General features: G+C 61.7%; 17 protein-coding genes. 6 read left to right on the top strand and 11 right to left on the bottom strand.

Translation table 11 applies throughout. From position 1 onward, the window contains the following. Window positions 1–57 precede the first annotated feature (57 nt). Window positions 58–1,107 (top strand): OmpA family protein, encoded by a 1,050-nt coding sequence (locus tag ACW9HX_RS19720; protein ID WP_457381895.1) that lies wholly within the window; start codon window positions 58–60, stop codon window positions 1,105–1,107. 75 nt (window positions 1,108–1,182) lie between these two features. Here ACW9HX_RS19720 and cobA read toward each other — a convergent pair whose 3' ends face one another. The 8 genes from cobA to ACW9HX_RS19680 form a co-directional block, all read right to left on the bottom strand. After that, the gene (gene cobA / locus ACW9HX_RS19715; RefSeq protein ID WP_457381894.1) at window positions 1,183–1,935 is read right to left on the bottom strand and encodes a uroporphyrinogen-III C-methyltransferase; all 753 of its coding nucleotides are present in this window, start codon (window positions 1,933–1,935) and stop codon (window positions 1,183–1,185) included. A gap of 13 nt (window positions 1,936–1,948) precedes the next feature. Further along, window positions 1,949–4,663, bottom strand: coding sequence for a nitrate reductase (locus ACW9HX_RS19710; RefSeq protein ID WP_457381893.1), 2,715 nt, complete (start codon window positions 4,661–4,663; stop codon window positions 1,949–1,951). Further along, on the bottom strand, window positions 4,663–4,980 hold the full coding sequence (gene nirD / locus ACW9HX_RS19705) for a nitrite reductase small subunit NirD (RefSeq protein WP_007951992.1): 318 nt from the start codon (window positions 4,978–4,980) through the stop codon (window positions 4,663–4,665). Before nirD ends, ACW9HX_RS19710 begins: the two co-directional genes overlap by 1 nt. Continuing rightward, window positions 4,977–7,430, bottom strand: a complete 2,454-nt coding sequence (nirB, locus tag ACW9HX_RS19700) for a nitrite reductase large subunit NirB (RefSeq protein WP_457381892.1) — start codon at window positions 7,428–7,430, stop codon at window positions 4,977–4,979. Before nirB ends, nirD begins: the two co-directional genes overlap by 4 nt. A gap of 309 nt (window positions 7,431–7,739) precedes the next feature. Continuing rightward, window positions 7,740–9,410, bottom strand: coding sequence for a protein kinase domain-containing protein (locus ACW9HX_RS19695; protein ID WP_457381891.1), 1,671 nt, complete (start codon window positions 9,408–9,410; stop codon window positions 7,740–7,742). Window positions 9,411–9,417: 7 nt separating this feature from the next. After that, the gene (locus tag ACW9HX_RS19690; RefSeq protein ID WP_007952035.1) at window positions 9,418–10,629 is read right to left on the bottom strand and encodes a nitrate/nitrite transporter; all 1,212 of its coding nucleotides are present in this window, start codon (window positions 10,627–10,629) and stop codon (window positions 9,418–9,420) included. A 430-nt stretch (window positions 10,630–11,059) separates the two neighbouring features. Continuing rightward, entirely contained in the window at window positions 11,060–11,635 is a 576-nt protein-coding gene (locus ACW9HX_RS19685; protein ID WP_457381890.1) for an ANTAR domain-containing response regulator, read from the bottom strand. Window positions 11,636–11,650: 15 nt separating this feature from the next. Further along, window positions 11,651–12,862 carry a CmpA/NrtA family ABC transporter substrate-binding protein gene (locus ACW9HX_RS19680; protein ID WP_457381889.1) on the bottom strand — a complete coding sequence of 404 codons (1,212 nt, stop codon included), beginning with the start codon at window positions 12,860–12,862 and terminating at the stop codon, window positions 11,651–11,653. A 222-nt stretch (window positions 12,863–13,084) separates the two neighbouring features. On the opposite strand from ACW9HX_RS19680, the gene ACW9HX_RS19675 reads away from it, so the two are divergent. After that, complete coding sequence (locus ACW9HX_RS19675; RefSeq protein ID WP_457381888.1) at window positions 13,085–14,104, top strand: quinone-dependent dihydroorotate dehydrogenase; 1,020 nt, start codon at window positions 13,085–13,087, stop codon at window positions 14,102–14,104. A gap of 138 nt (window positions 14,105–14,242) precedes the next feature. Here ACW9HX_RS19675 and rmf read toward each other — a convergent pair whose 3' ends face one another. Beyond that, window positions 14,243–14,458: a ribosome modulation factor gene (gene rmf / locus ACW9HX_RS19670; RefSeq protein WP_003223300.1), complete on the bottom strand. Its 216-nt coding sequence runs from the start codon at window positions 14,456–14,458 to the stop codon at window positions 14,243–14,245. A 530-nt stretch (window positions 14,459–14,988) separates the two neighbouring features. On the opposite strand from rmf, the gene rlmKL reads away from it, so the two are divergent. Both rlmKL and ACW9HX_RS19660 read left to right on the top strand, forming a co-directional pair. Further along, window positions 14,989–17,259 carry a bifunctional 23S rRNA (guanine(2069)-N(7))-methyltransferase RlmK/23S rRNA (guanine(2445)-N(2))-methyltransferase RlmL gene (gene rlmKL / locus ACW9HX_RS19665; RefSeq protein WP_457381887.1) on the top strand — a complete coding sequence of 757 codons (2,271 nt, stop codon included), beginning with the start codon at window positions 14,989–14,991 and terminating at the stop codon, window positions 17,257–17,259. Window positions 17,260–17,404: 145 nt separating this feature from the next. Next, a complete protein-coding gene (locus ACW9HX_RS19660; RefSeq protein ID WP_457381886.1) occupies window positions 17,405–19,789 on the top strand; it encodes a sensor domain-containing diguanylate cyclase in 2,385 nt (794 codons plus the stop codon). 126 nt (window positions 19,790–19,915) lie between these two features. Here ACW9HX_RS19660 and dacB read toward each other — a convergent pair whose 3' ends face one another. After that, entirely contained in the window at window positions 19,916–21,376 is a 1,461-nt protein-coding gene (gene dacB, locus ACW9HX_RS19655) for a D-alanyl-D-alanine carboxypeptidase/D-alanyl-D-alanine endopeptidase (protein ID WP_457381885.1), read from the bottom strand. 233 nt (window positions 21,377–21,609) lie between these two features. Here dacB and ACW9HX_RS19650 point away from each other — a divergent pair, with 233 nt between their 5' ends. Then, window positions 21,610–21,954 (top strand): YggL family protein, encoded by a 345-nt coding sequence (locus tag ACW9HX_RS19650; protein ID WP_011333263.1) that lies wholly within the window; start codon window positions 21,610–21,612, stop codon window positions 21,952–21,954. A gap of 61 nt (window positions 21,955–22,015) precedes the next feature. On the opposite strand, the gene ACW9HX_RS19645 is transcribed toward ACW9HX_RS19650, so the two are convergent. Next, window positions 22,016–23,206 carry a benzoate/H(+) symporter BenE family transporter gene (locus tag ACW9HX_RS19645; protein WP_457381884.1) on the bottom strand — a complete coding sequence of 397 codons (1,191 nt, stop codon included), beginning with the start codon at window positions 23,204–23,206 and terminating at the stop codon, window positions 22,016–22,018. A gap of 224 nt (window positions 23,207–23,430) precedes the next feature. On the opposite strand from ACW9HX_RS19645, the gene ACW9HX_RS19640 reads away from it, so the two are divergent. After that, entirely contained in the window at window positions 23,431–24,195 is a 765-nt protein-coding gene (locus ACW9HX_RS19640; RefSeq protein ID WP_064378756.1) for a GntR family transcriptional regulator, read from the top strand. Window positions 24,196–24,247 lie beyond the last annotated feature (52 nt).

Genomic DNA, 24,247 nt, shown 5'->3' with positions numbered 1-24,247 from the left:
CGAGTTGTCCCCCGGTTTGCGGGACTGCTTCACAATCACCAGATGGGGATTTAACGGATGAAACTGAAAAACACCTTGGGCTTGGCCATTGGTTCTTTGATTGCCGCTACTTCGTTCGGCGCACTGGCACAAGGCCAAGGCGCAGTTGAAGGCGAACTGTTCTACAAGAAGCAGTACAACGACAGCGTTAACCATGTCGAAGACGGCTTCAACCCAGGCGCCTCTATCGGTTACTTCTTGACCGACGACGTGTCGTTGAACTTCACCTACGACAAGAACAACCACACCCGTTCGAACGACGGCACTGGCAGCCAGAAGCTGGAAGGCGACAACTTCGGCCTGATCGCTCAGTACCACTTCAACAACGCTGGTGACGCTCTGCGTCCTTACGTTGCTGGCGGTGTGAAGCACGGCAGCCTGACCAACGTAGCCGCTGACGGCCACACCGGTCGCGACCAGTCGACCTACCTGAACGCTGGCGCTGGCGTTAAGTACTACTTCGCTGAAAACTTCTACGCCCGTGCTGGTGTAGACGCTGACTACAAACTGGACAACGGTCGCTGGAACTACGCTCCAGTAATCGGTCTGGGCGTGAACTTCGGTGGCGGCAACAAGCCTGCTGCTGCTCCAGTTCCAGCACCAGCTGAAGTCTGCTCCGACAGCGACAACGATGGCGTTTGCGACAACGTTGACAAGTGCCCGAACACTCCAGCCAACGTAACTGTTGACGCTGATGGCTGCCCGGCAGTTGCTGAAGTTGTTCGTGTAGAGCTGGACGTGAAGTTCGACTTCGACAAGTCGGTCGTCAAGCCAAACAGCTACGCTGACATCAAGAACCTGGCTGACTTCATGAAGCAGTACCCAGCGACTCACACCACTGTTGAAGGTCACACTGACTCCGTCGGTCCTGACGCTTACAACCAGAAACTGTCCGAGCGTCGTGCAAACGCCGTTAAGCAAGTTCTGGTTAACCAGTACGGTGTTGAATCGTCCCGCGTTCAGTCGATTGGCTACGGCGAAACCCGTCCAGTTGCTGACAACAAAACCGAAGCTGGCCGCGCCGTTAACCGTCGCGTAGAAGCTCAGGTTGAAGCTCAAGCTAAGTAATTAGCTCGCTGCTTTGAGAAAAGCCCGGCTCAGGCCGGGCTTTTCTTTGTCTGCGATTTGGTGAAAACCAGATGCTCAGGCTGACTGATCGGCGGGCCAGGCGAGCAAACCGGATCGGTCCGCAAAAGCTGCCACCGCTCCAATCACCAGAATGGCAGGGCTCTTGAGCTCAAACCTGCCGGCGTCTTCCTCCATTCGCGTCAGATCGCTCCGGCATTCCCGTTGTTGTGGCAGGGAGGCGTTCTCGATCATCGCCACCGGCGTCTCCATCGCCATCCCGCCTGCCAACAACTGTTCACGAATCTCGCTGAGCTTGGCTACCCCCATGTAGATCACCAGCGTTGTGCCGCTTTGCGCCAGTGCCTGCCAGTTCAATTGGCTATCGTCCTGAGTGTGCGCGGTGACCAGCGTCACGCCCCGCGCCACGCCGCGCAACGTCAGCGGAATGTCACACTGCGTCGCCCCGGCCAGCCCGGCAGTGATGCCATTGACCAGCTCCACTTCAACCCCGTGTTCACGCAACCACTGCGCTTCCTCGCCGCCACGACCGAAGATGCTCGGATCGCCCCCCTTGAGGCGAACCACGCATTTGCCCTGGCGCGCATAACGCAGCATCAGCCGATGAATGAATGCCTGTGGCGTCGAGCGACAGCCGCCGCGTTTGCCGACCGGAATGATCCGCGCAGCCGGGCAGTGCTCCAGCACTGCGTCGTTGACCAGATCGTCAATCAGCACCACATCCGCTTCGCGCAAGGCACGCACGGCTTTGAGCGTCAGCAGTTCAGGATCGCCGGGACCTGCGCCCACCAGCCAGACTTTTGCGTTCATGGTGTTTTCCTCTTCAGATGACGGCAACCGGCCGCGCTTCGGCGGTCAGCAAACGCTTGATTTCCGGGACGCAGGAGCCGCATTGCGTGCCGCAGCCCAATTTGTTTTTCAAACCCTGCAAATCCAGACCTTCACGAATCCCGGCGCAGACCGCGCTGTGACTGACGTTTTTGCAATTGCACAAGGTCTTGTCGGCAACATTCCGCACGCCGGCATTGCCTGGCGGTGCACTCATCGGCGCCAACAGCCAGCGCCGCAGTTCTTCGTCTGCGCGGCCCTCCAGCCACAAGCCTTGCAGCCAATGTTGGGCGAGGGTTTCGCCGGCGAGGCGGATTGTAGTGATTCGTCCGTTCTCGATGCGTACCCGTTTGCCAATGGCCCGGCGCGGATCGTCATAGGCCAGTACCGGGCCGTCGATCAGGGCCAGGCACTGGTCGATTTCGCGCAGCAATTGCGGATCGGGTGCGGCGGCGCTGGCGGCGCGTAACAGCAGCGCCGGACGTTCGCGACCGACAAGGCTGAGGCTGACGTAGGAAAACGCCTCACACAGCGGTCGAAGCGCCTCAAAGTGCCGTTGAACATTGCCCTCGATCAAGGCGAACAATTGCCAGGGTAGATTTACGGGTTCCAGGCGTACCCCGCTGTGCTTGAGTTCCGGTTGTTTCGACAAGGGATCGAAGGCGGGCAGGGTCAGGCAGTTCACGCCGCCCTTGAGAAAGCGATCGCCCCAGTGCATCGGCAGAAAAGCCTGGCCCGGACGCACACTGTCATCGCTGGCGACCGCCATGATTACCGCTCCCCGGCGGCTCTTCAGATTCACCAGATCCCCCGGCTGCAAGCGGTGCCGACGCAATTCGTCCGGGTGCAGGCTCAGCACAGCTTCGCTGACATGCCCGAACAACTGCGCCGCCGTGCCGGTGCGGCTCATACCGTGCCATTGATCGCGCAGGCGACCGGTGATCAGGGTCAGTGGAAAACGCGCGTCCCGTTGCTCTTTTGCAGCGCGATAGGGATCGGCAACAAACTGTGCGCGACCGTTGGCCGTAGGAAATATGCCATCGCAGTACAGGCGCGGTGTGCCTTGCCGGGATCCCTCAGGAAACGGCCATTGCTGCGGGCCGATTTCATCGAGCAACTCATGGCTGATACCGGACAAATCCAGATCGCGGCCACTGGTCAGCCCTTTGAATTCATCGAATAACTGCGCGGGGCGGTTAAACGCAAACAGGCCCGGCTGTTGCGGGCGCAGACGTTTTTCCAAACGTTGTGCGAAATCCACCGTGATCGCCCAGTCCGGTCGCGCTTCACCCGGTGCGGCGATGGCTTTGCGGACGTGGGAAATCCGCCGTTCGGAGTTGGTCACCGAGCCTTCTTTCTCGCCCCAGCTGGCCGCCGGCAACAGCAGGTCGGCAAACGCTGCAGTTTCGGTGGTGCGAAACGCTTCCTGCAACACCACGAACGGACAAGCCTCCAGCGCAGCTCGCACAGCATTCTGGTCCGGCATCGATTGCGCGGGGTTGGTGCAGGCAATCCACAACGCCTTGATCTGGCCGTTGCGTACCTGTTCGAACAATTCGATGGCGCTGAGTCCGGTGTTTTCCGGCAGCGAGTCCACGCCCCAATACGCCGCCACTTCGGCGCGATGCTCTGGGTTGGCTACTTCACGATGGCCGGGCAACAGGTTGGAAAGGCTGCCGGTTTCCCGCCCGCCCATGGCATTCGGCTGACCGGTCAGGGAGAAAGGTCCTGCGCCCGGCCGGCCTATTTGCCCGGTGGCCAGATGCAGATTGATCAGGGCGCTGTTCTTCGCACTGCCGGCGGTGGACTGGTTCAGGCCCATGCACCACAGCGACAGAAAGCTCGGCGCGGTTCCGATCCACTCGGCGCATTGCTGCAACTGCTCGACGCTGATCCCGCACAGCTGCGACACCATGGTCGGGGTGTAATCACGCACCAGATTTTTCAGCTCGGCGAGGCCTTCGGTGTGAGCCTTGATGAAGTCACGGTCGATCCAGTCTTCCCACAACAACAGATGCAAAATCCCATGGAACAACGCGACATCAGTGCCAGGCAGAATCGCCAGATGCAGGTCGGCGAGGTCGCAAGTGTCGGTGCGCCGAGGGTCGATGACGATGACTTTCATCTGCGGGCGGCGGGATTTGGCTTCTTCCAGGCGGCGAAAAAGTACCGGATGGGCGTAGGCCATGTTGCTGCCGACGATCATCACGCAATCGCTCAGCTCCAGGTCTTCATAGCTGCACGGTGGGGCGTCGGCGCCGAGGCTGCGCTTGTAGCCAACCACTGCCGAAGACATGCACAACCGCGAGTTGCTGTCGATGTTGTTGGTGCCGACCAGCGCCCGCGCCAGCTTGTTGAAGGCGTAGTAGTCCTCGGTCAGCAGCTGTCCGGAGATGTAGAACGCCACGCTGTCCGGGCCGTGTTCGGCGATGGTTTCGGCGAACACATTGGCGGCATGTTCCAGCGCGGTGTCCCAGTCGCAGCGACTGCGCGCCAGGCCTTTGCCCAGGCGCAATTCCGGGTACAACGCCCGTGCCGCCAGATCACCGGTCAGGTGCAGGGCCGAGCCTTTGCTGCACAATTTGCCGAAGTTGGCCGGGTGCGCCGGATCGCCGCTGACGCCGAGGATGCGCTCGCCGTCATGCTCGATCAGCACGCCGCAGCCGACCCCGCAATAACAGCAGGTCGAGGCGGTCGTCTGGCGGTTCATCAGACGGCGTCCCGCAGGGCCAGTTGCACGCGGCCGTTTTCGACCCGGGCCGGGTGATGGTGCGCGCAGCCGACGTCCGGCGCCTGGGCTTCACCGGATTGCAGGTCGATCTGCCAGTTGTGCAACGGGCAGGCCACGCGTTTGCCGTAGATCAGGCCCTGGGACAGTGGACCGCCCTTGTGCGGGCAGCGGTCGTCGAGTGCGAAAACTTCGTCGTCGCTCGTGCGAAAGATCGCGATGTCACCTTTGGGCCCGGCGATGATCCGCGAACCGAGGGCGTTGATCTCTTCCAGGGCACAGATATCGAGCCAGTTCATGCCGGCACCTCCAGGTTTTTCACGGGGATCACTTCGAACTCTTTCTTCAGTTGCGGCTGGGCGAGGCGTTCTTTCCACGGGTCCTGTTCGAACGACAGGGAGAATTGCAGGCGTTCGTTCAGGGCCTTGCGACGCTCGGGATCTTCCAGCACGGCTTTTTTGATGTGCTCCATGCCGACACGTTGCAGGTAGTGCACGGTGCGTTCGAGGTAGAAGGCTTCCTCGCGATACAACTGCAGGAACGCGCCGTTGTATTCGCGCACTTCCTCGGCGGTCTTGAGCTTGACGAAGAACTCGGCGACTTCAGTCTTGATCCCGCCGTTGCCACCGATGTACATCTCCCAGCCGGAATCGACGCCGATGATTCCTACGTCCTTGATCCCCGCTTCCGAACAGTTGCGTGGGCATCCGGAGACCGCCAGTTTCACTTTATGCGGCGACCACATGTTGAACAGGTCATGTTCAAGGTCGATGCCCAACTGGGTCGAATTCTGTGTGCCGAAGCGGCAGAACTCGCTGCCGACGCAGGTTTTCACGGTGCGGATCGATTTGCCGTAGGCGTGGCCGGACGGCATGTCGAGGTCTTTCCAGACCCCCGGCAGATCCTGCTTCTTGATCCCCAGCAGGTCGATGCGCTGGCCGCCAGTGACCTTGACCATCGGCACCTGGTATTTGTCCGCCACATCGGCGATCCGCCGCAGTTCCGACGGGTTGGTCACGCCGCCCCACATCCGTGGCACCACCGAATAAGTGCCGTCCTTCTGGATGTTGGCGTGGGCCCGCTCGTTGATCAGGCGCGACTGCGGATCGTCCTTGGCTTCGCCGGGCCAGGTTGAAATCAGGTAATAGTTGAGGGCCGGGCGGCAAGTGGCGCAGCCGTTCGGGGTGCGCCAGTTGAGGTAGCTCATGGTGCCGGCGATGGTCAGCAGATGCTGTTCGCGGATGGCCTGGCGGATCTGGCCGTGGTTGAGATCGCTGCAACCGCAGATGGCTTTTTCGCTTTTCGGTTTGACGTCCGCCGCGCCGCCGACGGTGTTGATCAGGATCTGCTCGACCAGACCGGCGCAGGAGCCACAGGAACTGGCCGCCTTGGTGTGTTTCTTCACTTCGTCGACGCTGAACAGCCCGTGCTCCTGAATCGCCTTGACGATGGTGCCCTTGCACACGCCGTTGCAGCCGCAGACTTCGGCGTTGTCGGCCATGCTCATGGCTTTGTCCTGGCCCTGATGTCCTACATCGCCGAGTGCGTTTTCTCCGAACATGAGGTGATCGCGGATCTCGCCGATGGCGTGATTCTCACGAATCTGCCGGAAATACCAACCGCCATCTGCCGTATCGCCGTACAGACAGGCGCCGACCAGCACGTCATCCTTGATCACCAGTTTTTTGTACACCCCGCCGATCGGGTCAGAGAGGGTGATGGTCTCGGTGCCTTCGCCGCCCATGAAGTCGCCGGCGGAAAACAGGTCGATGCCGGTGACTTTCAATTTGGTCGACGTCACCGAGCCCTGATAACGGGCGAAACCCAGTTGCGCCAGGTGATTGGCGCAGACCTTGGCCTGTTCGAACAGTGGCGCGACCAGGCCGTAGGCGATGCCACGGTGGCTGGCGCATTCGCCGATGGCATAGATGCGTGGGTCGTAGGTTTGCAGGGTGTCGTTGACCAGAATCCCGCGATTGCACGGGATGCCGGCCTTTTCCGCCAGTTCGGTATTGGGGCGGATGCCGGCGGCCATGACCACCAGATCGGCGGGGATGATGTCGCCGTTCTTGAATTGCACCGAGCCGACCCGACCATTGCCGGCGTCATGCAGGGCCTGGGTCTGTTCGCACAGGCGAAAGTGCAGGCCACGGGATTCGAGGGCGGTTTGCAGGAGCTGGCCGCTGGTCTTGTCCAGTTGCCGTTCCAGCAGCCATTCACCGAGGTGCACCACGGTGACGTGCATGCCGCGCAGCATCAGGCCGTTGGCCGCTTCGAGGCCGAGCAGGCCGCCGCCGATCACTACGGCGTGCTTGTGGGTCTTGGCGGTGTCGATCATCACCTGGGTGTCGGCGATGTCGCGGTAACCGATCACACCCTGCAAGGTGTTGCCGGGGATCGGCAGGATGAACGGGGTCGAGCCGGTGGCGATCAGCAGACGATCGTATTCGGCCTCGGTGCCGTCTTCGGCGATCACCCGGCGCTTGACCCGGTCGATCTCCACTACTTTGCGGTTGAGCAGCAATTTGATGTTGTTTTGCAGATACCAGTCGAGGTCGTTGAGCACGATCTCTTCGAAGGTCTGTTCGCCGGCCAGCACTGGCGACAGCAGGATGCGGTTGTAGTTGGTGTGCGGTTCGGCGCCGAAGACCGTGATGTCATACAGCTCGTTACTCAGCTTGAGCAGTTCTTCCAGGGTGCGGACCCCGGCCATGCCATTGCCGATCATCACCAGTTTGAGTTTTTTCATCAGGTTCTCCGCAAGCTTCGGGTTTGCCTCTTGAGGGCAGTCAGGCCTTGCTCGACAAATATTGCGCAAACAAAAAAGGCGTCCCGCCAGTTGCCTAGCGAGGACGCCTTTGTCCTTGTCCCGTTCTCTCGGGAAGTCCGGCCTTCGTCGTTGAAGGTCGGTCTTTATGTCAGTTGAAACCGATAATGCAGCGGTTGTGCCAAGTCGCGCTGAGCCTCGAATTCATTGAGGTGGCGCAGACATAGGCCGGAAAGTCATCGTGGTTTTTGCACCGATTGGATGCGGCTTGCCCGCTAATGGAGCGACGAGTCAGCCATGAAAAAGCATGAACAACAGCACCAGATTGCCCAGCAGCGCCAGCAATGCCAATGTCCGCCAGACCTTCAGCGGCTCCCGTTCGAGCAACGGGCGAGGGCGTACATTCAGGCTGCGGCGTTCACCCTGTTCCAGCGTGAGCAGCCATTCCTCGGCGGTTTCGTAACGTTGCAATGGATCGGCCGAGACGCCACGTTCCAGACACTGCGCCAGCCATTCCGGCAGATCCGGGCGATAACGAGCCGCACTCACCGGCACCCCGAAACGCGGACGCTGGAAGGCTTCAATCTCTCCGTAGGGGAAATGCCCGGTGAGCAGGAAATACAACGTCACGCCCACCGCATACAGATCCTGACGAGCCTCGGGCGCATCCCCCCGAAAGGATTCCGGCGCGATATAGCTCGGAGTTCCCGGCAGCGTCGACGGTGTGTCCTGCGAAAGACCGGGGCAATACGCGAGGCCGAAATCCAGCAGGCGCAACTCGCCGTCGTCCCCCAGCAGCAGGTTCTCCGGCTTGATGTCGCGGTGCAGAATCTGCCGCCGATGCAGCAGGCCGACGGCCCGCAACAGGCGTTCGGCCACGTCCTGCCACTGAGGCAGCGGCAGCGGGCCGTTTTGCTCGAACCGCTGTGCCAGGGTGATCCCCGAATATTCACGCATCACGTAGTACAGATGCTGACGCTGACTGGCGCTGTGGACTTCAGGGAAATGTCGCCCGGCCACGCGTTTGAGAAACCATTCTTCCGCCAGCAGGGCCTGACCTGCGTGGGCATCGTCCGCCAGCCGTGTGGGCAAGGTCTTCAGCAGCCATGCCTGACCCTGGCTATCCAATACCCGATACAGCAACGATTGCTGGCTTTGGCCGACGATGCCTTGCACCTGCCAGCCTTCGAAGGCCTGGCCCGGTTTGAGCGTCGATGGCAACGGCCATTGCTGCAACTGGATCAGCGCATCGCCAATGCTCGCTTCCCCCACGGCGTCCACCCGCACCAGCAAGGCGCTGGCGTTGTCCTGGCTGCCGGCCAGATGCGCGGTGTTGACCAACGTTTGTGCTGCACTGTGCAGATCCGGTTGATCACGCAGAATCCCGGCGATGGCCGTGTCGCCGAGCGCGGCCCAGACACCGTCGCTGAGCAGCACGAAGCTTTCGCCCTCACGCAGTTCGCCGTCGAGAAAATCCAGCACCAGATGCTGGTCCAGGCCTAGTGCGCGTTTGAGCACGTGCTGCATGCCCGGTTGCTCCCAGACGTGATCCTCGGTGATGCGCTGCAGGGTGTCGGCGTGCCAGCGATAGACCCGGCAATCCCCCACATGCGCCAGCGTGAAGCGCCTGCCGCGCAGGACCAGCGCGCTGACGGTGGTCAGCAACGGCTGGCCGCCGCCATTGGCCTGCAACCAGCGGTTTTGCGCGAGCAACAGGCGATCCAGCGCCTGGGCCACGCTCCAGGTCTGCGGGGTGGCGTAGTAGTCCAGCGCCAGCGCCTGTAAGGTCGAACGCGCGGCCAGGCCGCCATCGGCGCACTGGCTGACGCCGTCGGCGATGGCGAACAGAAATCCTTTGCTGGCGGCCAGCGCCGGGGCCGGAGTGACCAGGCGCAAGGCGTCCTGATTCTCCGCGCGTGGTCCGGTGGCGCTGGCTTCGGCAAAGCTCAGTTGCAGAGCCATGCAGGCCTCAGACCCGGGCAGCGGTCACGGCCGCCGAACCCCAGGTGGTTCTCCAGCGACGTTTGACGCCGTGCAGGCCGAACCACGCCAACACACCAAGACTGGCAAACAACCACAGCGCCAGCTGATAGCTGCCGGTGCTCTGTTTGATCGCGCCCATACCGGCGGCGAGGGCAAAACCGCCGATGCCGCCGGCCATGCCGATCAGCCCGGTCATCACACCGATCTCCCGGCGAAAGCGCTGCGGCACCAGTTGGAACACCGCGCCGTTACCCGCGCCGAGACCGAGCATCGTGCAGACGAACAGTGCCAGCGCCGCATAGGAACTCGGCAGGTTGAACCCGACGGCCGCGATGCAGACCGCTGCCACCGTGTACATCGCCAGCAACGTGCGAATCCCGCCGAAACGGTCAGCCAGCGCGCCACCGAGGGGACGCATCAGGCTGCCACCGAACACGCAGGCGGCGGTGTAATAACCGGCGGTCACCGGGCTCAGGCCGTATTGATCGTTGAAGTAACCGGGCAGGGCGCTGGCCAGGCCGATGAAGCCGCCGAAGGTGACGCTGTAGAAAAACATGAACCACCAACTGTCGCGATCACCCAGGGCCTTGAAGTAGTCGGCCATGGATTTGGCTTTTGGTCGCTCCGGGGCGTTTTTCGCCAGCCAGGCAAACAGCACCAGCGTCAGGATCAGTGGAATCAGGGCGAAACCGAACACGTTGCTCCAGCCGAACGCCGCCGCCAGTACCGGGGCGATCAACGCGGCGAACACGGTGCCGGAGTTGCCGGCGCCGGCAATCCCCATCGCCTTGCCCTGATGCTCCGGCGGATACCACTGCGAGGCCAGTGGCAATGCCACGGCGAACGAAGCACCGGCCATGCCGAGGAACAAACCGAGCAGCAAGGCCTGTTCGTAGCTGTGGATACCGAGTTTCCAGGCGCCGAACAGCGCGCAGATCACGATCACCTGACCGATCAGCCCGGCGGTTTTCGGCGACAGGCGATCGGCGAGCATGCCCATCGCAAAGCGCAGTACCGCACCAGCGAGAATCGGCGTGGCCACCACGAGGCCGCGCTGTTGGGTGGTCAGGTGCAGGTCGGCGGCGATCTGCACCGCCAGCGGGCCGAGCAGGTACCAGACCATGAAACTCAGGTCGAAATACAGGAAGGCCGCGAACAGGGTCGGGGTGTGGCCGGATTTCCAGAAGCTTTTATTCATCGCGCACCTCAGCGGTAGAGAATCTCGAGAAGGAGTCAGAACCAGCACAGTGGGGCGCCGCCACGGCCGCACCACCGGCCCCGGTCGATGGGGCCAAAACGCAAAAACGCCGCTACCCGGATCGCCGAAGGTGGCGAAATAGGTGAGCGACGTCTTTGTCGTGGGTGGGGCAACCGCCGTTGGTTACCTGTAGGGATTGCTTAGCGAGATTTGTGCCAAGTCAAAATCAAAAGCCCCTCACCCTAACCCTCCCGAAACGTCGGACCGCCCGGAGGGAGAGGGGACCGACCGCAGTGTCTTGCGTCGTACTTCGACCTGAAAAAACCAGTCGATTATGGATTCAAAGCCGATCGTTCACGTCGGCGTATCTCTGGAATATCCCCCGGTCGGTTCCCTCTCCCTCCGGGAGAGGGTTAGGGTGAGGGTTTTTTCAGCCAAGCAACTCGCTCATGGCAATTATCTGCTCCGCCACCTGGATCAGTTTCTGCTGGCGGCTCATGGCCTGGCGGCGCATCAGGGTGTAGGCCTCTTCTTCGTTGCAGTCCTTCATTTTCATCAGCAGTCCCTTGGCCAGTTCGATGCGCTTGCGCTCGGCCAGTTGCTGGACGCGGGCCTGAAGCTGGGCGCGCAAGGCCTGGTCGCTCTCGAAGCGGGCCATGGCCACATCGAGAATCGGCTGCAGGCGTTGTGCGTGAATGCCTTCGACGATGTAGGCGCTGACCCCGGACTTGATCGCCTGACGCATCACGCCGGGGTCGTGCTCGTCGGTGAACATCACGATCGGCCGGGGCTGGTCGCGGCTGACCAGCACCACTTGTTCCATCACATCGCGGCTCGGTGACTCGGTATCGATCAGAATCACGTCCGGACGCACCGTTTCGACGCGTGCAGGCAGGTCGATGGTCAGGCCGGACTCATCGATCACCTCAAAACCGGCCTCGGTCAGCGCAGCTTTCAGGCGCCCGACTTTTTTCGCGGTGTCGTTGATCAGCAGAATGCGCAGCATGTTCGCGGTCTCCTGTCAGCGGCGGGCGAGAAGAGGGGGTGTGTCGTTCAAGGCGTGCAAGTTGAAGCTTTGCGCGTAAGCGGCCGGGTCGCTGCCGTCCCAGAGTTTGCCGTCGATCAACTGGCTGCTGCGCATGTCCTCGGCGCCGACCGGTACACCGACAGCGTTGGCGGCGTCGCGGTACAGCGCCAGTTGTTGCACATGACGGGCGACGGCGAGGTAATCCGGGTCGTCACGCAGCAGACCCCAGCGACGGAACTGGGTCATGAACCACATGCCATCCGACAGATAAGGCAGGTTCACTGCCCCATCGCCGTGAAAACGCAGGGCGTGCGGGTCCTGCCAGCGATTGCCCAGACCATCGTCGTAATCACCGAGAAAGCGCGGTTCGATGCATGACACCGGGGCGTCGAGGTACTCGGCGGCGCTGAGCAGGTGCGCGGTGCTGCGGCGGTTTTCCGGGCTCTCTTCGATGAAACGGCTGGCCTCGAGGATCGCCATCACCAGCGCCCGGGCAGTGTTGGGGTATTGCTCGACAAAGGCACGGGTGCAGCCAAGAACTTTTTCCGGGTGATCGGGCCAGATCGTCTGGCTGGTGGCCAGGGTGAAGCCGAGATTCTGCTGCACGGCGCTGGCCGCCCACGGCTCGCCGACGCAGAACCCATCGATGCGACCGGCCTGCAGGTGGGCGACCATTTGCGGCGGTGGCACCACTACGCTGTCGACATCCTGCAACGGATGGATGCCTTGGCTTGCGAGCCAGTAATAAAGCCACATGGCATGGGTGCCGGTGGGGAAGGTCTGGGCAAAGGTCAGCCTTGCGCGGGTTTGGTGCACATGCCGGTCCAGCGCCTCAGGACCGGTCACGCCCAGGCTCTGCAAACCGTGGGACAGGTTGAGGCTCTGGCCGTTCTGGTTCAGCCCCATCAACACCGCCATATCGGTGGACGCGACGCCGCCGATGCCCAGGTGCACTGCGTAGATCAGGCCGTAGAGGCTGTGCGCCGCATCGAGTTCGCCGCTGACCAGATTGTCCCGCAGATTGGCCCATGAACTCTGGCGCTTGAGGTTCAGGGTCAAGCCGTAAGGCTGGGCAAAGCCCTGCGTGGCGGCGACCACCACTGAAGCACAGTCGCTCAGGGCCATGAAGCCGAGGTTGATCGTGCTTTTTTCCGGGGCATCGCTGCCGTTGACCCAGGCCAGCGGCCCGACGGAGGTTTGAGTCATGAAAGCCACCCTCAAAAAAAACGCCGCCCCAGGCTTTGCCCGCGCAAAACCGAGAGACGACGCCATTGTCCTTGCCTGCACACCACCATTGGCCTGCGGGCTGATGCCGAGGAGGGTGCAAGGCATATGCCATGCGCACGGATTTACCCGTGCGCCTCGCGCGGCGGGGCGATGCCCGGCTATAATCGCCGCCTCTTTTCGCCGCCCGAGTCATAGCCGCCCATGTACACCCTGGCCCGTCAGCTGTTGTTCAAACTTTCCCCGGAAACCTCCCACGATCTGTCGCTGGATCTGATCGGCGCGGGCGGGCGTTTGGGCCTCAACGGCTTGCTGTGCAAGGCGCCGGCGTCGCTGCCGGTGAATGTCATGGGCCTGGACTTCCCGAACCCTGTCGGTCTGGCGGCCGGTCTGGACAAGAACGGCGCAGCCATCGACGGCTTCGCGCAGCTGGGTTTCGGTTTTGTCGAAATCGGCACCGTGACTCCACGTCCACAGCCGGGCAACCCGAAACCACGGATCTTCCGCCTGCCGGAAGCCGAGGCGATCATCAACCGCATGGGGTTCAACAACCTGGGTGTGGATAACCTGCTGGCGCGGGTTGCGGCGGCCAAATACAAAGGCGTGCTGGGGATCAACATCGGCAAGAACTTCGACACGCCGGTCGAGCGCGCGGTCGATGACTACCTGATCTGCCTGGACAAGGTCTACGCCCACGCCAGTTACGTCACGGTCAACGTCAGTTCGCCGAACACTCCGGGCCTGCGCAGCCTGCAATTCGGCGACTCGCTCAAGCAATTGCTGGCGGACCTGGCCACGCGCCGCGCCGAACTGGCCCTGCGCCACGGCAAACATGTACCGCTGGCGATCAAGATCGCCCCGGACATGACCGACGAAGAAACCGCGCAAGTCGCCCAAGCGCTGATCGAAACCGGGATGGACGCGGTGATCGCCACCAACACCACCCTGAGCCGCGTGGGCGTCGAAGGCATGGAACACGGTGACGAGGCGGGCGGTCTGTCCGGTGCGCCGGTGCGTGAGAAGAGCACCCACACCGTGAAAGTGCTGGCGTCCGAGCTGGGTGGCAAGCTGCCGATCATCGCGGCGGGCGGTATCACCGAGGGCAAGCATGCGGCCGAGAAGATCGCTGCCGGCGCGAGCCTGGTGCAGATCTACTCCGGCTTCATCTATAAAGGCCCGGCGCTGATTCGCGAATCCGTGGACGCGATCGCCGCCAAGCGCTGATCTTCGGACATAAAAGGCAGGCATAAAAAAGGGCTCCTCGAAGGAGCCCCTGGGCCGTAGCCCGCCGTCCGGGAAGGACGTGCATGGTGATCAGGGTGTTGCGAAATCAGATTGTCGTGTCGGAATAAGTGCCCTGTGTCAGCCGACGGCGTGAAGTTCGTTGAGTCTGTGGATTCCCGCAGTGCCGGTCATACCGTCCCAGTTGTCGCCGCGTCCTTCTCGCCAGCCGTTGATCCAGGCTTGACGTACCGACGGTAGAGTAAATGGGCAAAGCTCACGGGATTTGCCACCAACGCCATATTGATATCCGCGCAAAAATGCTCTTTCCAACGGATCACGCTTAAGTCTTCTCATAGGGTGTTTCCCTCACTTGTTGACTGTTTTTGTCGCGTCGACCTCAATTGAGGTCTGGCAGAAAAACTCTGCCGTTGGCGGCTCGCTGCCGGCGTGGCGAGCCAAGGTGTTGACGCCGTTGCGACGTCAACCTGTGTCCAGTTCTAACCAATGAGTCACATCGAGGGAATGACCGTTTTGTCATAAGGACGTAACGAAAAGGATGCTATGGCGATAAGTAACGCCAGGTTTCATGAATGTTTATTCACCAAACCCCGGTATGATCGGCCCTGCACTGTATGACAGGTTTAATTCCTTAGTGAGAATGACCCACGTTTATCGTCGGGTACTTTTCGACGAAGGGTTGCTTTGAGTCATTTTGTTGCACCAACTTTTTTATCTGTCCCGGCATCTAAGCTCTTTTAACCCGAGCAGCGGGGATGGAACGGCACACCTTCGTGCCACGCGGGCGCTCTTGTAGAAAAGCGCCTGATTGAAAACCGGATCGGCAATGCGTTGCCGGTTCATTAGCCAAAGGCTCTGGAAAAACCATGTCCGACCGTTTCGAACTCTTCCTCACTTGCCCCAAAGGCCTTGAAGGCCTGCTCATCGAGGAAGCCGTCGGGCTTGGCCTTGAAGAAGCCCGCGAGCACACTTCCGCCGTGCGTGGCATGGCGACCATGGAAACCGCTTATCGCCTGTGCCTCTGGTCGCGTCTGGCCAACCGCGTGTTGCTGGTGCTCAAGCGCTTCCCGATGAAAGACGCCGAAGACCTGTACCACGGCGTACTCGACGTCGAGTGGCAGGACCACATGCTCGCCGACGGCACCCTGGCCGTTGAGTTCAGCGGCCACGGCTCGGGCATCGACAACACCCACTTCGGCGCCTTGAAGGTCAAGGACGCCATCGTCGACAAACTGCGCACCCCGCAGGGCGATCGCCCAAGCATCGACAAGCTCAACCCGGACCTGCGCATTCACCTGCGTCTGGATCGCGGCGAAGCGATCCTGTCCCTCGACCTTTCCGGCCACAGCCTGCACCAGCGCGGTTACCGCTTGCAGCAGGGCGCGGCGCCGCTGAAGGAAAACCTGGCGGCGGCGATCCTGATCCGTTCCGGCTGGCCGCGCATTGCCGCCGAAGGTGGCGCGCTGGCTGACCCGATGTGCGGTGTCGGCACGTTCCTGGTCGAAGCCGGCATGATCGCCGCCGATATGGCGCCGAACCTGCGTCGCGAGCAGTGGGGCTTCACCGCCTGGCTCGGTCACGTCCCGGCGCTGTGGAAGAAACTGCACGAAGAAGCCGTCGAGCGCGCCGCTGCCGGTCTGGCCAAGCCGCCGCTGTGGATTCGTGGTTATGAAGCCGACCCACGGCTGATCCAGCCGGGCCGCAATAACGTCGAGCGCGCCGGCCTGAGCGAGTGGATCAAGATCTATCAGGGCGAAGTGGCAACCTTCGAACCGCGTCCGGACCAGAACCAGAAAGGCCTGGTCATCTGCAACCCGCCGTACGGCGAGCGGCTGGGCGACGAAGCCAGCCTGTTGTACCTCTACCAGAACCTCGGCGAGCGTCTGCGTCAGGCCTGCCTGAACTGGGAAGCGGCGGTGTTCACTGGCGCGCCGGACCTGGGCAAGCGCATGGGCATCCGCAGCCACAAACAATATTCGTTCTGGAACGGCGCTCTGCCGTGCAAGCTGCTGTTGATCAAAGTGCTGCCGGACCAGTTCGTCACTGGCGAGCGCCGTACTCCGGAGCAACGTCAGGCCGAGCGCGAACAAGCCGCTTACGATCAGACGCCGGACGAGCCGCAAGAGCGCAAGTACAACAAGAACGGTAACCCGATCAAGCCGACGCCGGCCCCGGCTCCGGTGATCGAGCAGCCACGCCTGAGCGAAGGCGGGCAGATGTTTGCCAACCGCCTGCAGAAGAACCTCAAGGCGATGGGCAAATGGGTCAAGCGCGAAGGCATCGACTGCTACCGCGTCTACGATGCGGACATGCCGGAATACGCCATGGCCATCGACCTGTACCACGACTGGGTGCACGTTCAGGAATACGCCGCGCCGAAGTCGATCGACCCGGAAAAAGCCTCGATCCGCATGTTCGATGCTCTGGCGGCCATTCCGCAGGCGCTGAACATCGACAAGAGCCGCGTGGTGGTCAAGCGCCGCGAGCGTCAGAGCGGCACCAAGCAGTACGAGCGTCAGGCGGCCCAGGGCAAGTTCAACGAAGTCACCGAAGGCGGCGTGAAGCTGCTGGTGAACCTCACCGACTACCTCGACACCGGGCTGTTCCTCGATCACCGGCCGATGCGCATGCGGATCCAGAAAGAGGCGGCCGGCAAGCGCTTCCTCAACCTGTTCTGCTACACCGCGACCGCCAGTGTGCACGCGGCCAAGGGCGGCGCGCGCAGCACCACCAGCGTCGACCTGTCGAAAACCTACCTCGACTGGGCGCGCCGCAACCTGTCGCTCAACGGTTTCTCCGACAAGAACCGTCTGGAGCAGGGCGACGTGATGGCATGGCTGGAAAGCTGCCGGGAAGAGTACGACCTGATCTTCATCGATCCGCCGACCTTCTCCAACTCCAAGCGCATGGAAGGGATCTTCGACGTGCAGCGTGACCAGGTGCAGTTGATCGACCTGGCCATGGCGCGTCTGGCAGCGGGCGGGGTGTTGTACTTCTCCAACAACTTCCGCAAGTTCCAGCTGGAAGACAACCTGGCCGAGCGTTATGCGGTCGAGGAAATCACCGCCAGCACCATCGATCCGGATTTCGCCCGCAACGGCAAGATCCACCGCGCCTGGAAAATCACGGCGCGTTGACACTCTGCCCAATTGGATCCACAGAGCCTTGATTTTTAAAGGCTCTTGGATCCGATCAGAGCTAGCCAAATTAGTGGCTAATAGCTATAACTCACTCACGGCCAATGGGGTTATCCCGCAAGTACTGGCGTAGTGAGTGGCCCTTATGTCGTTGCACCCCGTGCGCCCAAAGATACTGGGTTTTATCAGCGAAGAAGTCTCGGCCTGGCTGGTCGCGCTGCTGGTATTGCTTGCCGGCGGGATTCTCACGGGGCTGCTCGCCTGGGCCACCCTCAATCAGTTTCACAGCCAGTTGCGCCAGCGTTTTCAACTGCTGGCCAATGAGCGCTACAGCCGCATCGAAGAACGTTTTCAGGATCAGGAGCAACGCCTCGATGGCCTGCGCCGGTTCTTCGCCAACTCCGAATCGGTGTCTCGCGCCGAATTCGACGGCTACACCCAACCTTTATTACTGCGCACCCAGGCCTATTCGTTTGCCTTGCGGGTGAGCGGTTCCGAGCGCGCCGCGTTCGAGCAACGGGTGCGTGACGAAGGCCTGAGCACCTTCAGCGTGCGCGAACTCAATGCCCGTGGTGAGTTGCAATTGGCCGGTGCTCGCGATGAATACGTCGTGGTTGTGTACAGCCAGACCCAGAGCCGGCTCGGTTCGCCGCTGGGTTATGACTTGCTCGCCCAGCCGTTGCGCCGTTCGACGCTGGAGCGTGCCGATCAGCTCGGCGGCCTGGCAGTGTCGCAGCCGATGCACCTGGTCAGCATCGAGCCGGCCTATGCGCGGGGCGTGCTGCTGGTGGCGCCGGTGCTGCGTGAGGGCGAGCGTAAATCGTTCGGTTATGTGATGGCGGTGATCAGCATGCGCCAGTTGCTTGCCGATGGGCTGCCGGACGCCCTGCATGATTACCTCTCGGTGCGCATCCTCGATCTGTCGACCAATGATCAGCACGAGGTGTTGTTCGAGTCGACCAATGACCCGGCGCCCAGCGATCTGTCGACCACGCGGCTGGTGCGGATGGCCGATCACGACTATCAGGTCGATATCTCACCCAGCGAGGCCTTCCTGCAAGCCAACCATTCGTCGGTTGGCAGCGTAGTGATTCTCGGCGGTTTGCTCAGCCTGCTGCTCAGCGCATTGTTGTATGTGCTGGTCAGCCAGCGTCAGCGCGCTTTGCGCATGGTCGAGTTGCGTACTCAGGAATTGCATGAGCGTGAACAGGAACTCAGAGGCACCCATGGCCAGTTGCGCGGGGTGCTCAATGCGGCAACTCAAGTGGCGATCATCGCCACCGATCTGCGCGGCGTGATCAACACTTTCAACCCCGGAGCGGAGCAGATGCTCGGTTATCGCAGCGCTGAGGTGGTCGGCCACATGACCCTGGAAAACCTGCATTTCCCCCGGGAGCTGATCACCCGTGCGGCGGAACTGAGCGCCCGCTATGGCAAGGCTATCCCGACCTGTCAGGCGATGTTGGTGGAGGGCGGCGAAGTCGGCGGGCATGAGGCGCGCGAGTGGACGCTGGTGCGCAAGGATGGCAGTCATCTGCCGGTGAACATGCTCGCCACGCCGGTGCTGGATGAGCAGGGCTTGTGGGTCGGGCACCTGGCGATCTGCATCGACATCACCGAGCGCAAGCGCGTGCACGAGGCCTTGGCGGCGCGGGACGTGTTGCTGAAGAAGCTCAGCGCCCACGTTCCTGGCGGGATCTATCAGTTCAAGATGGAGTTCGACGGACGCTTCAGTGTGATCTACGCCAGCGACGGCATCCGCGAGATCTACGAGCTGGAGCCGGATGTGTTGCTGCTCAATGCCGAATCAATCTTCACCCGCATTCATCCACAAGACGTCAGCCGCGTGCGCAAGTCGATCCGCGCCTCGGCGGACCATCTCAGCCCATGGCGCGAGGAATACCGCGTGCTGTTGCCCGAGCGCGGTCTGCGCTGGGTACGCGGCGAAGCGACGCCCGAGGAACTGCCGGGCGGCGGCGTGCTGTGGCATGGCTACATCTCGGACATCTCCGACCTCAAACGGGTGGAGGAAGAATTGCGCGCCTTGTCGGTGACGGATTCGTTGACCGGCATCCACAACCGGCGTTATTTCCAGGAGCGCCTGACGACGGAAATGGCGCGGGTCGAGCGTGGCGGCGGCGAATTGTCGGTGATCATGCTCGACATCGATCACTTCAAACGGATCAACGACCAGTACGGCCATGCGGTCGGCGACCGGGTATTGCAGGCCGTGTGCGAGCGCATCGGCCATCGTCTGCGGCGTACGGACGTGTTCTGTCGCCTGGGCGGTGAGGAGTTCATGGTGCTGTGCCCGGACATCGACAGCGATCACGCATACATGCTGGCCGTGGAATTGTGGCAAGGCCTGCGCGGTGCGCCGGTGGACGTGGTGGGCGTGGTGACGGCGAGTTTCGGCATTGCCAGCTGGCGGCCGGGAGAGGGCGCGGATGCGCTGTTATTGCGGGCTGACTCGGGCGTCTACGCGGCAAAGCAGGGCGGGCGGGACCGGGTCGAACGGCAGATGAACTGAGTCGGTCAGCCGCTGAACCCCTGTGGGAGCGGGCTTGCTCGCGAAGGCGTCCATTCAGTCGATGAAGATGTCGACTTTGATGGCCCCTTCGCGAGCAAGCTCGCTCCCACAGTGTTTTGTGGCGGCTTACAGAACCGAAGCGGTCTGCGGCGCTCGCGGTTGTTTATAGAGGTCCAGCAGCACCTGATCCAGCACCGACGATGCACCGAACGGCGCCTTGTCGTTGAGGATCGCCACCACCGCCCAGGTGTTGCCGTTGACGTCGCGGCTGAAACCGGCGATTGCCCGCACGGTGTTCAGGGTGCCGGTCTTGACGTGGGCTTCACCGCGCATCGCGGTGGTCTTCAGGCGTTTGCGCATGGTGCCGTCGGTGCCGGCGATCGGCAGCGAGCTGATGTACTCGGCGGCGTATGGGCTGTGCCACGCGGCTTGCAGCATGGCGGCCATTTCCCGGGCGCTGACGCGCTCGGCACGGGACAGGCCGGAGCCGTTCTCCATCACCAGGTGCGGCGCGGTGATGCCTTTCTTCGCCAGCCACTGACGTACCACGCGCTGCGCAGCCTTGGCGTCATCACCGTCGGCGTCGTTGCGGAATTTCTGGCCGAGGCTCAGGAACAGCTGCTGAGCCATGGTGTTGTTACTGTATTTGTTGATGTCGCGGATGATTTCCGCCAGGTCCGGCGAGAACGCACGGGCCAGCACCTTGGCACTACTCGGCGTCGGGGCCAGACGATCCTTGCCCTGGATGCTGCCACCCAGTTCCTTCCAGATCGCCCGCACGGCGCCGGCGGTGTAGGTCGCGTGATCGAGCAGCGACAGGTAAGTCTGCGAGCTGCAGCCTTCGCCCAACTGGCCGGCAACGGTCACGGTCACGCTGCCATCGGCCTGTGGCACCGGGTTGTAGCGCACGCCGCCGGTGCACTGTTTGGAGTTGACTGCCTTGACGGTGTTTTCGATGTTGATGCTGGCAATCGGCGGTTCGACCGAGACCAATACCCGACCATTGTCATTGCGGGCCACGAAACGCAGGGCCTTGAGGTTGACCAGCAGCGAATCCGGCTTGACCAGGAACGGCTTGTTCTCGTCATTGCCGTCATCGTTGAATTCCGGCAGTTGCGGTTGAATGAAGAAACTGCGGTCCAGCACCAGGTCACCGGTGACCTGGGTCACGCCGTTGGCGCGCAGGTCGCGCATCAGCAGCCAGAGTTTTTCCATGTTCAGCTTCGGATCGCCGCCACCCTTGAGGTAGAGGTTGCCGTTGAGAATGCCGCTGTTCAGGTCGCCGTCGGTGTAGAACTCGGTTTTCCACTGATGGTTGGGGCCGAGCATTTCCAGCGCCGCATAGGTGGTCACAAGCTTCATGGTCGAGGCCGGGTTGACCGACACATCAGCGTTGTACACGGTCGGCGTGCCCTGGCCTTCCAGCGGCACCATCACCAGCGACAGGGCGCTGGGCGGCAGTTTGCTGGCCTTGAGGGCTTTTTCGACGTTGGGCGTCAGGGCGGTGTTGATGGTGGCAGCGGAGACGGGCAGGGCCAGGGGAAGAAGAAGGCCGGCCAGGAGCAGAGGACGCAACGATTTGATCATATGAAATAAAACCCTACAGCCGAGGGGAAAAAGACGAGGACATGGATGAAAAGGCCCTCAGTGGTCATGAAAGTGTCGGCATTATGCCCCAAGGTGTAACAGCTTGTGCCTTTCCCAAGGGTGCCAATTCGTTATTTTTTTACGGGCGGTCGCACGCACGTCCCGGATAGGCGGGCAATCGCCGGCTTAAACTGGTAAAGTGCCGGCCGTTATTACTTAAGAGGATTGTTCCAATGGCGACTAACCGTTCCCAGCGTCTGCGCAAAAAACTGTGCGTCGATGAATTTCAAGAGCTGGGTTTCGAACTGAACCTGGGCTTCAAAGAAGACCTGTCCGAAGAAGCCATTGACGCTTTCCTCGAAGCATTCATCAAAGAAGCCATGGAAGCCAACGGTCTGGGCTATGTCGGCGGCGACGACTTCGGTCTGGTATGCCTGCAGAAGCGTGGCTCGGTTTCCGAAGAGCAGCGCGCTGCTGTTGAAGCCTGGCTGAAAACCCGCTCCGAGCTGACCACCACTGAAATCAGCCCGCTGCTGGACGTCTGGTATCCGGAAAAGCCGATCAACGCGGCCAAGTGATACTGAAAAAAACGGCGACCTGAGGGTCGCCGTTTTTTTATGCCTGCTTTTTAACGAGGCCTCAGGCCTTGCGCCAGTTCAGGATCAGCAAGGTCAGCACCCCCGCGACAATCCCCCAGAACGCCGAACCGATGGAAAACAGCGTCAGCCCCGACGCCGTGACCATGAAGGTGATCAGCGCCGCTTCCCGTTCCTTCACCTCGGTCATGGCAATGCTCAAACCGTTGATGATCGAACCGAACAGTGCCAGCGCAGCAATCGACAGCACCAGTTCCTTGGGCAGCGCTGCAAACAGCGCCGCCAGCGTGGCGCCGAACACCCCGGCAATCCCGTAGAAAATTCCGCACCACACCGCCGCGGTGTAGCGTTTGTTGCGATCTTCGTGGGCGTGGGGGCCGGTGCAGATCGCGGCGCTGATCGCTGCCAGGTTGATGCCGTGGGAACCGAACGGCGCCAGTATCAGTGACGCGATGCCGGTGGTGGTGATCAACGGCGAGGCCGGAACGTTATAGCCATCGGCGCGCAGCACGGCGACGCCGGGCATGTTCTGCGAGGTCATCGCCACCACGAACAGCGGAATACCGATGCTGATGGTCGCGGCGAGGGAGAAGTGCGGCGTGGTCCATACCGGCGTCGCCACTTCCAGGTGGAAGCCGCTGAAGTCCAGCAGGCCCATGAAGCCCGACAGCGCGGTGCCGATCAGCAGCGCGGCGAGCACCGCATAACGCGGCGTCAGGCGTTTGACCAGCAGATAAGTGAAGAACATCCCCAGTACCAGCCCGGTACGGTGCTGCGCGGCGACGAAGATTTCGCTGCCGATCTTGAACAGAATCCCCGCCAGCAGTGCTGCCGCGAGGGACGCCGGGATCTTTTTCACCAGACGTTCGAAGCTGCCGGTCAGGCCACAGATCGTCACCAGCAGCGCGCAGGTGATGTAGGCGCCGATGGCCTCGCCGTAGGTGACGCCGCCAAGGCTGGTAATCAGCAAGGCTGCGCCGGGCGTCGACCAGGCAATCGTGATTGGCGTGCGATAGCGCAGGGACAGGCCGATCGAACACACCGCCATGCCGATGGAAATCGCCCAGATCCACGAGGAAATCTGCCCGCTGGTCAGGCCCGCCGCTTGTCCGGCCTGGAACATCAGCACCAGCGAACTGGTGTAGCCGGTCATCATCGCGATGAATCCGGCGACAATGGCAGAGGGCGATGTGTCCGCGAAGGGGCGCAGTCGGGTGTGGGTGATTTCGTTCATGACAGCGGCGTTCCTTGTTCAAGCCACGGATTTCGGGTTTAAGCCTAAACTCAAACGTAACGATGCGTTGCAATACAGCCGAAGTCACAAACAGCCGTACAGTCGTGTTGCCACCTTCCATTGTGTACAATCGCGCTGTTTTTTACGCGATACTTGCCAGCGACCCACTGTGCCGTATTACAGTCACGGTCAATTCGCCGCAGTTCTTCCCGACTCGAGTGCCCATGAACGAACAGTTGCAACCCCTCAAGAAACAACCGCGAGCAGGCAAAGCCGGCCGCAGCGGAACCCAGGACGATATTGTCTATGCGCATATCTTCGAGGCCATCCTCGAACAGCGCCTGGCGCCCGGTACAAAGTTGAGCGAAGAAGCGCTGGGGGAAATTTTCGGGGTCAGCCGCACCATCATTCGTCGCGCGCTCTCGCGTCTGGCTCATGAAGGCGTGGTGCTGTTGCGGCCGAACCGTGGCGCAGTGGTGGCGAGCCCGAGCGTCGAAGAGGCGCGTCAGGTGTTCCTCGCCCGGCGTCTGGTGGAGCGCGCGATCACTGAACTGGCGGTGCAGCACGCCACGGCCGAGCAGATCGCCGAATTGCGCCAGATGGTCAACGACGAACGCGACAGTTTCTCCCGTGGCGATCGCGGCGCCGGCATCCGTCTTTCGGGCGAATTCCACCTGAAGCTGGCCGAAGCGGCGAAGAACGCACCGCTGATCAGTTTCCAGCGCAGCCTGGTTTCGCAGACTTCGCTGATCATCGCCCAATATGAAAGCGGCAACCGCTCGCACTGTTCCTACGACGAACACACCCAGTTGATCGATGCCATCGAAGCGCGCAACGGTGAGCTGGCAGTGGACCTGATGATGCATCACATGGATCACATCGACAGCAAACTCAACCTCGACGAGGAAAGCGCTTCGGACGATCTGCATGCGGTGTTCTCGCATCTGTTGCAGACCAAGAAGCCGGGGCGGCCGGCGGCCAAGCTCTGACCGGCACCGAGTCGCGGCATTCGCGAGCAAGCCCGCTCCCACATTTGAAATG

This window comes from Pseudomonas sp. SDO52101_S400 (assembly GCF_054071635.1).
Note: the sequence above shows the minus strand (reverse complement) of the source record. Positions and strands in the feature narration are given on the sequence as shown.

What these genes read in the sequence shown, in the direction of transcription:
- ACW9HX_RS19720 (WP_457381895.1), top strand. Translation starts at nt 58, where the DNA reads ATGAAACTGAAAAACACCTTGGGCTTGGCCATTGGTTCTTTGATTGCC.
- cobA (WP_457381894.1), bottom strand. Translation starts at nt 1,935, where the DNA reads ATGAACGCAAAAGTCTGGCTGGTGGGCGCAGGTCCCGGCGATCCTGAA.
- ACW9HX_RS19710 (WP_457381893.1), bottom strand. Translation starts at nt 4,663, where the DNA reads ATGAACCGCCAGACGACCGCCTCGACCTGCTGTTATTGCGGGGTCGGC.
- nirD (WP_007951992.1), bottom strand. Translation starts at nt 4,980, where the DNA reads ATGAACTGGCTCGATATCTGTGCCCTGGAAGAGATCAACGCCCTCGGT.
- nirB (WP_457381892.1), bottom strand. Translation starts at nt 7,430, where the DNA reads ATGAAAAAACTCAAACTGGTGATGATCGGCAATGGCATGGCCGGGGTC.
- ACW9HX_RS19695 (WP_457381891.1), bottom strand. Translation starts at nt 9,410, where the DNA reads ATGGCTCTGCAACTGAGCTTTGCCGAAGCCAGCGCCACCGGACCACGC.
- ACW9HX_RS19690 (WP_007952035.1), bottom strand. Translation starts at nt 10,629, where the DNA reads ATGAATAAAAGCTTCTGGAAATCCGGCCACACCCCGACCCTGTTCGCG.
- ACW9HX_RS19685 (WP_457381890.1), bottom strand. Translation starts at nt 11,635, where the DNA reads ATGCTGCGCATTCTGCTGATCAACGACACCGCGAAAAAAGTCGGGCGC.
- ACW9HX_RS19680 (WP_457381889.1), bottom strand. Translation starts at nt 12,862, where the DNA reads ATGACTCAAACCTCCGTCGGGCCGCTGGCCTGGGTCAACGGCAGCGAT.
- ACW9HX_RS19675 (WP_457381888.1), top strand. Translation starts at nt 13,085, where the DNA reads ATGTACACCCTGGCCCGTCAGCTGTTGTTCAAACTTTCCCCGGAAACC.
- rmf (WP_003223300.1), bottom strand. Translation starts at nt 14,458, where the DNA reads ATGAGAAGACTTAAGCGTGATCCGTTGGAAAGAGCATTTTTGCGCGGA.
- rlmKL (WP_457381887.1), top strand. Translation starts at nt 14,989, where the DNA reads ATGTCCGACCGTTTCGAACTCTTCCTCACTTGCCCCAAAGGCCTTGAA.
- ACW9HX_RS19660 (WP_457381886.1), top strand. Translation starts at nt 17,405, where the DNA reads ATGTCGTTGCACCCCGTGCGCCCAAAGATACTGGGTTTTATCAGCGAA.
- dacB (WP_457381885.1), bottom strand. Translation starts at nt 21,376, where the DNA reads ATGATCAAATCGTTGCGTCCTCTGCTCCTGGCCGGCCTTCTTCTTCCC.
- ACW9HX_RS19650 (WP_011333263.1), top strand. Translation starts at nt 21,610, where the DNA reads ATGGCGACTAACCGTTCCCAGCGTCTGCGCAAAAAACTGTGCGTCGAT.
- ACW9HX_RS19645 (WP_457381884.1), bottom strand. Translation starts at nt 23,206, where the DNA reads ATGAACGAAATCACCCACACCCGACTGCGCCCCTTCGCGGACACATCG.
- ACW9HX_RS19640 (WP_064378756.1), top strand. Translation starts at nt 23,431, where the DNA reads ATGAACGAACAGTTGCAACCCCTCAAGAAACAACCGCGAGCAGGCAAA.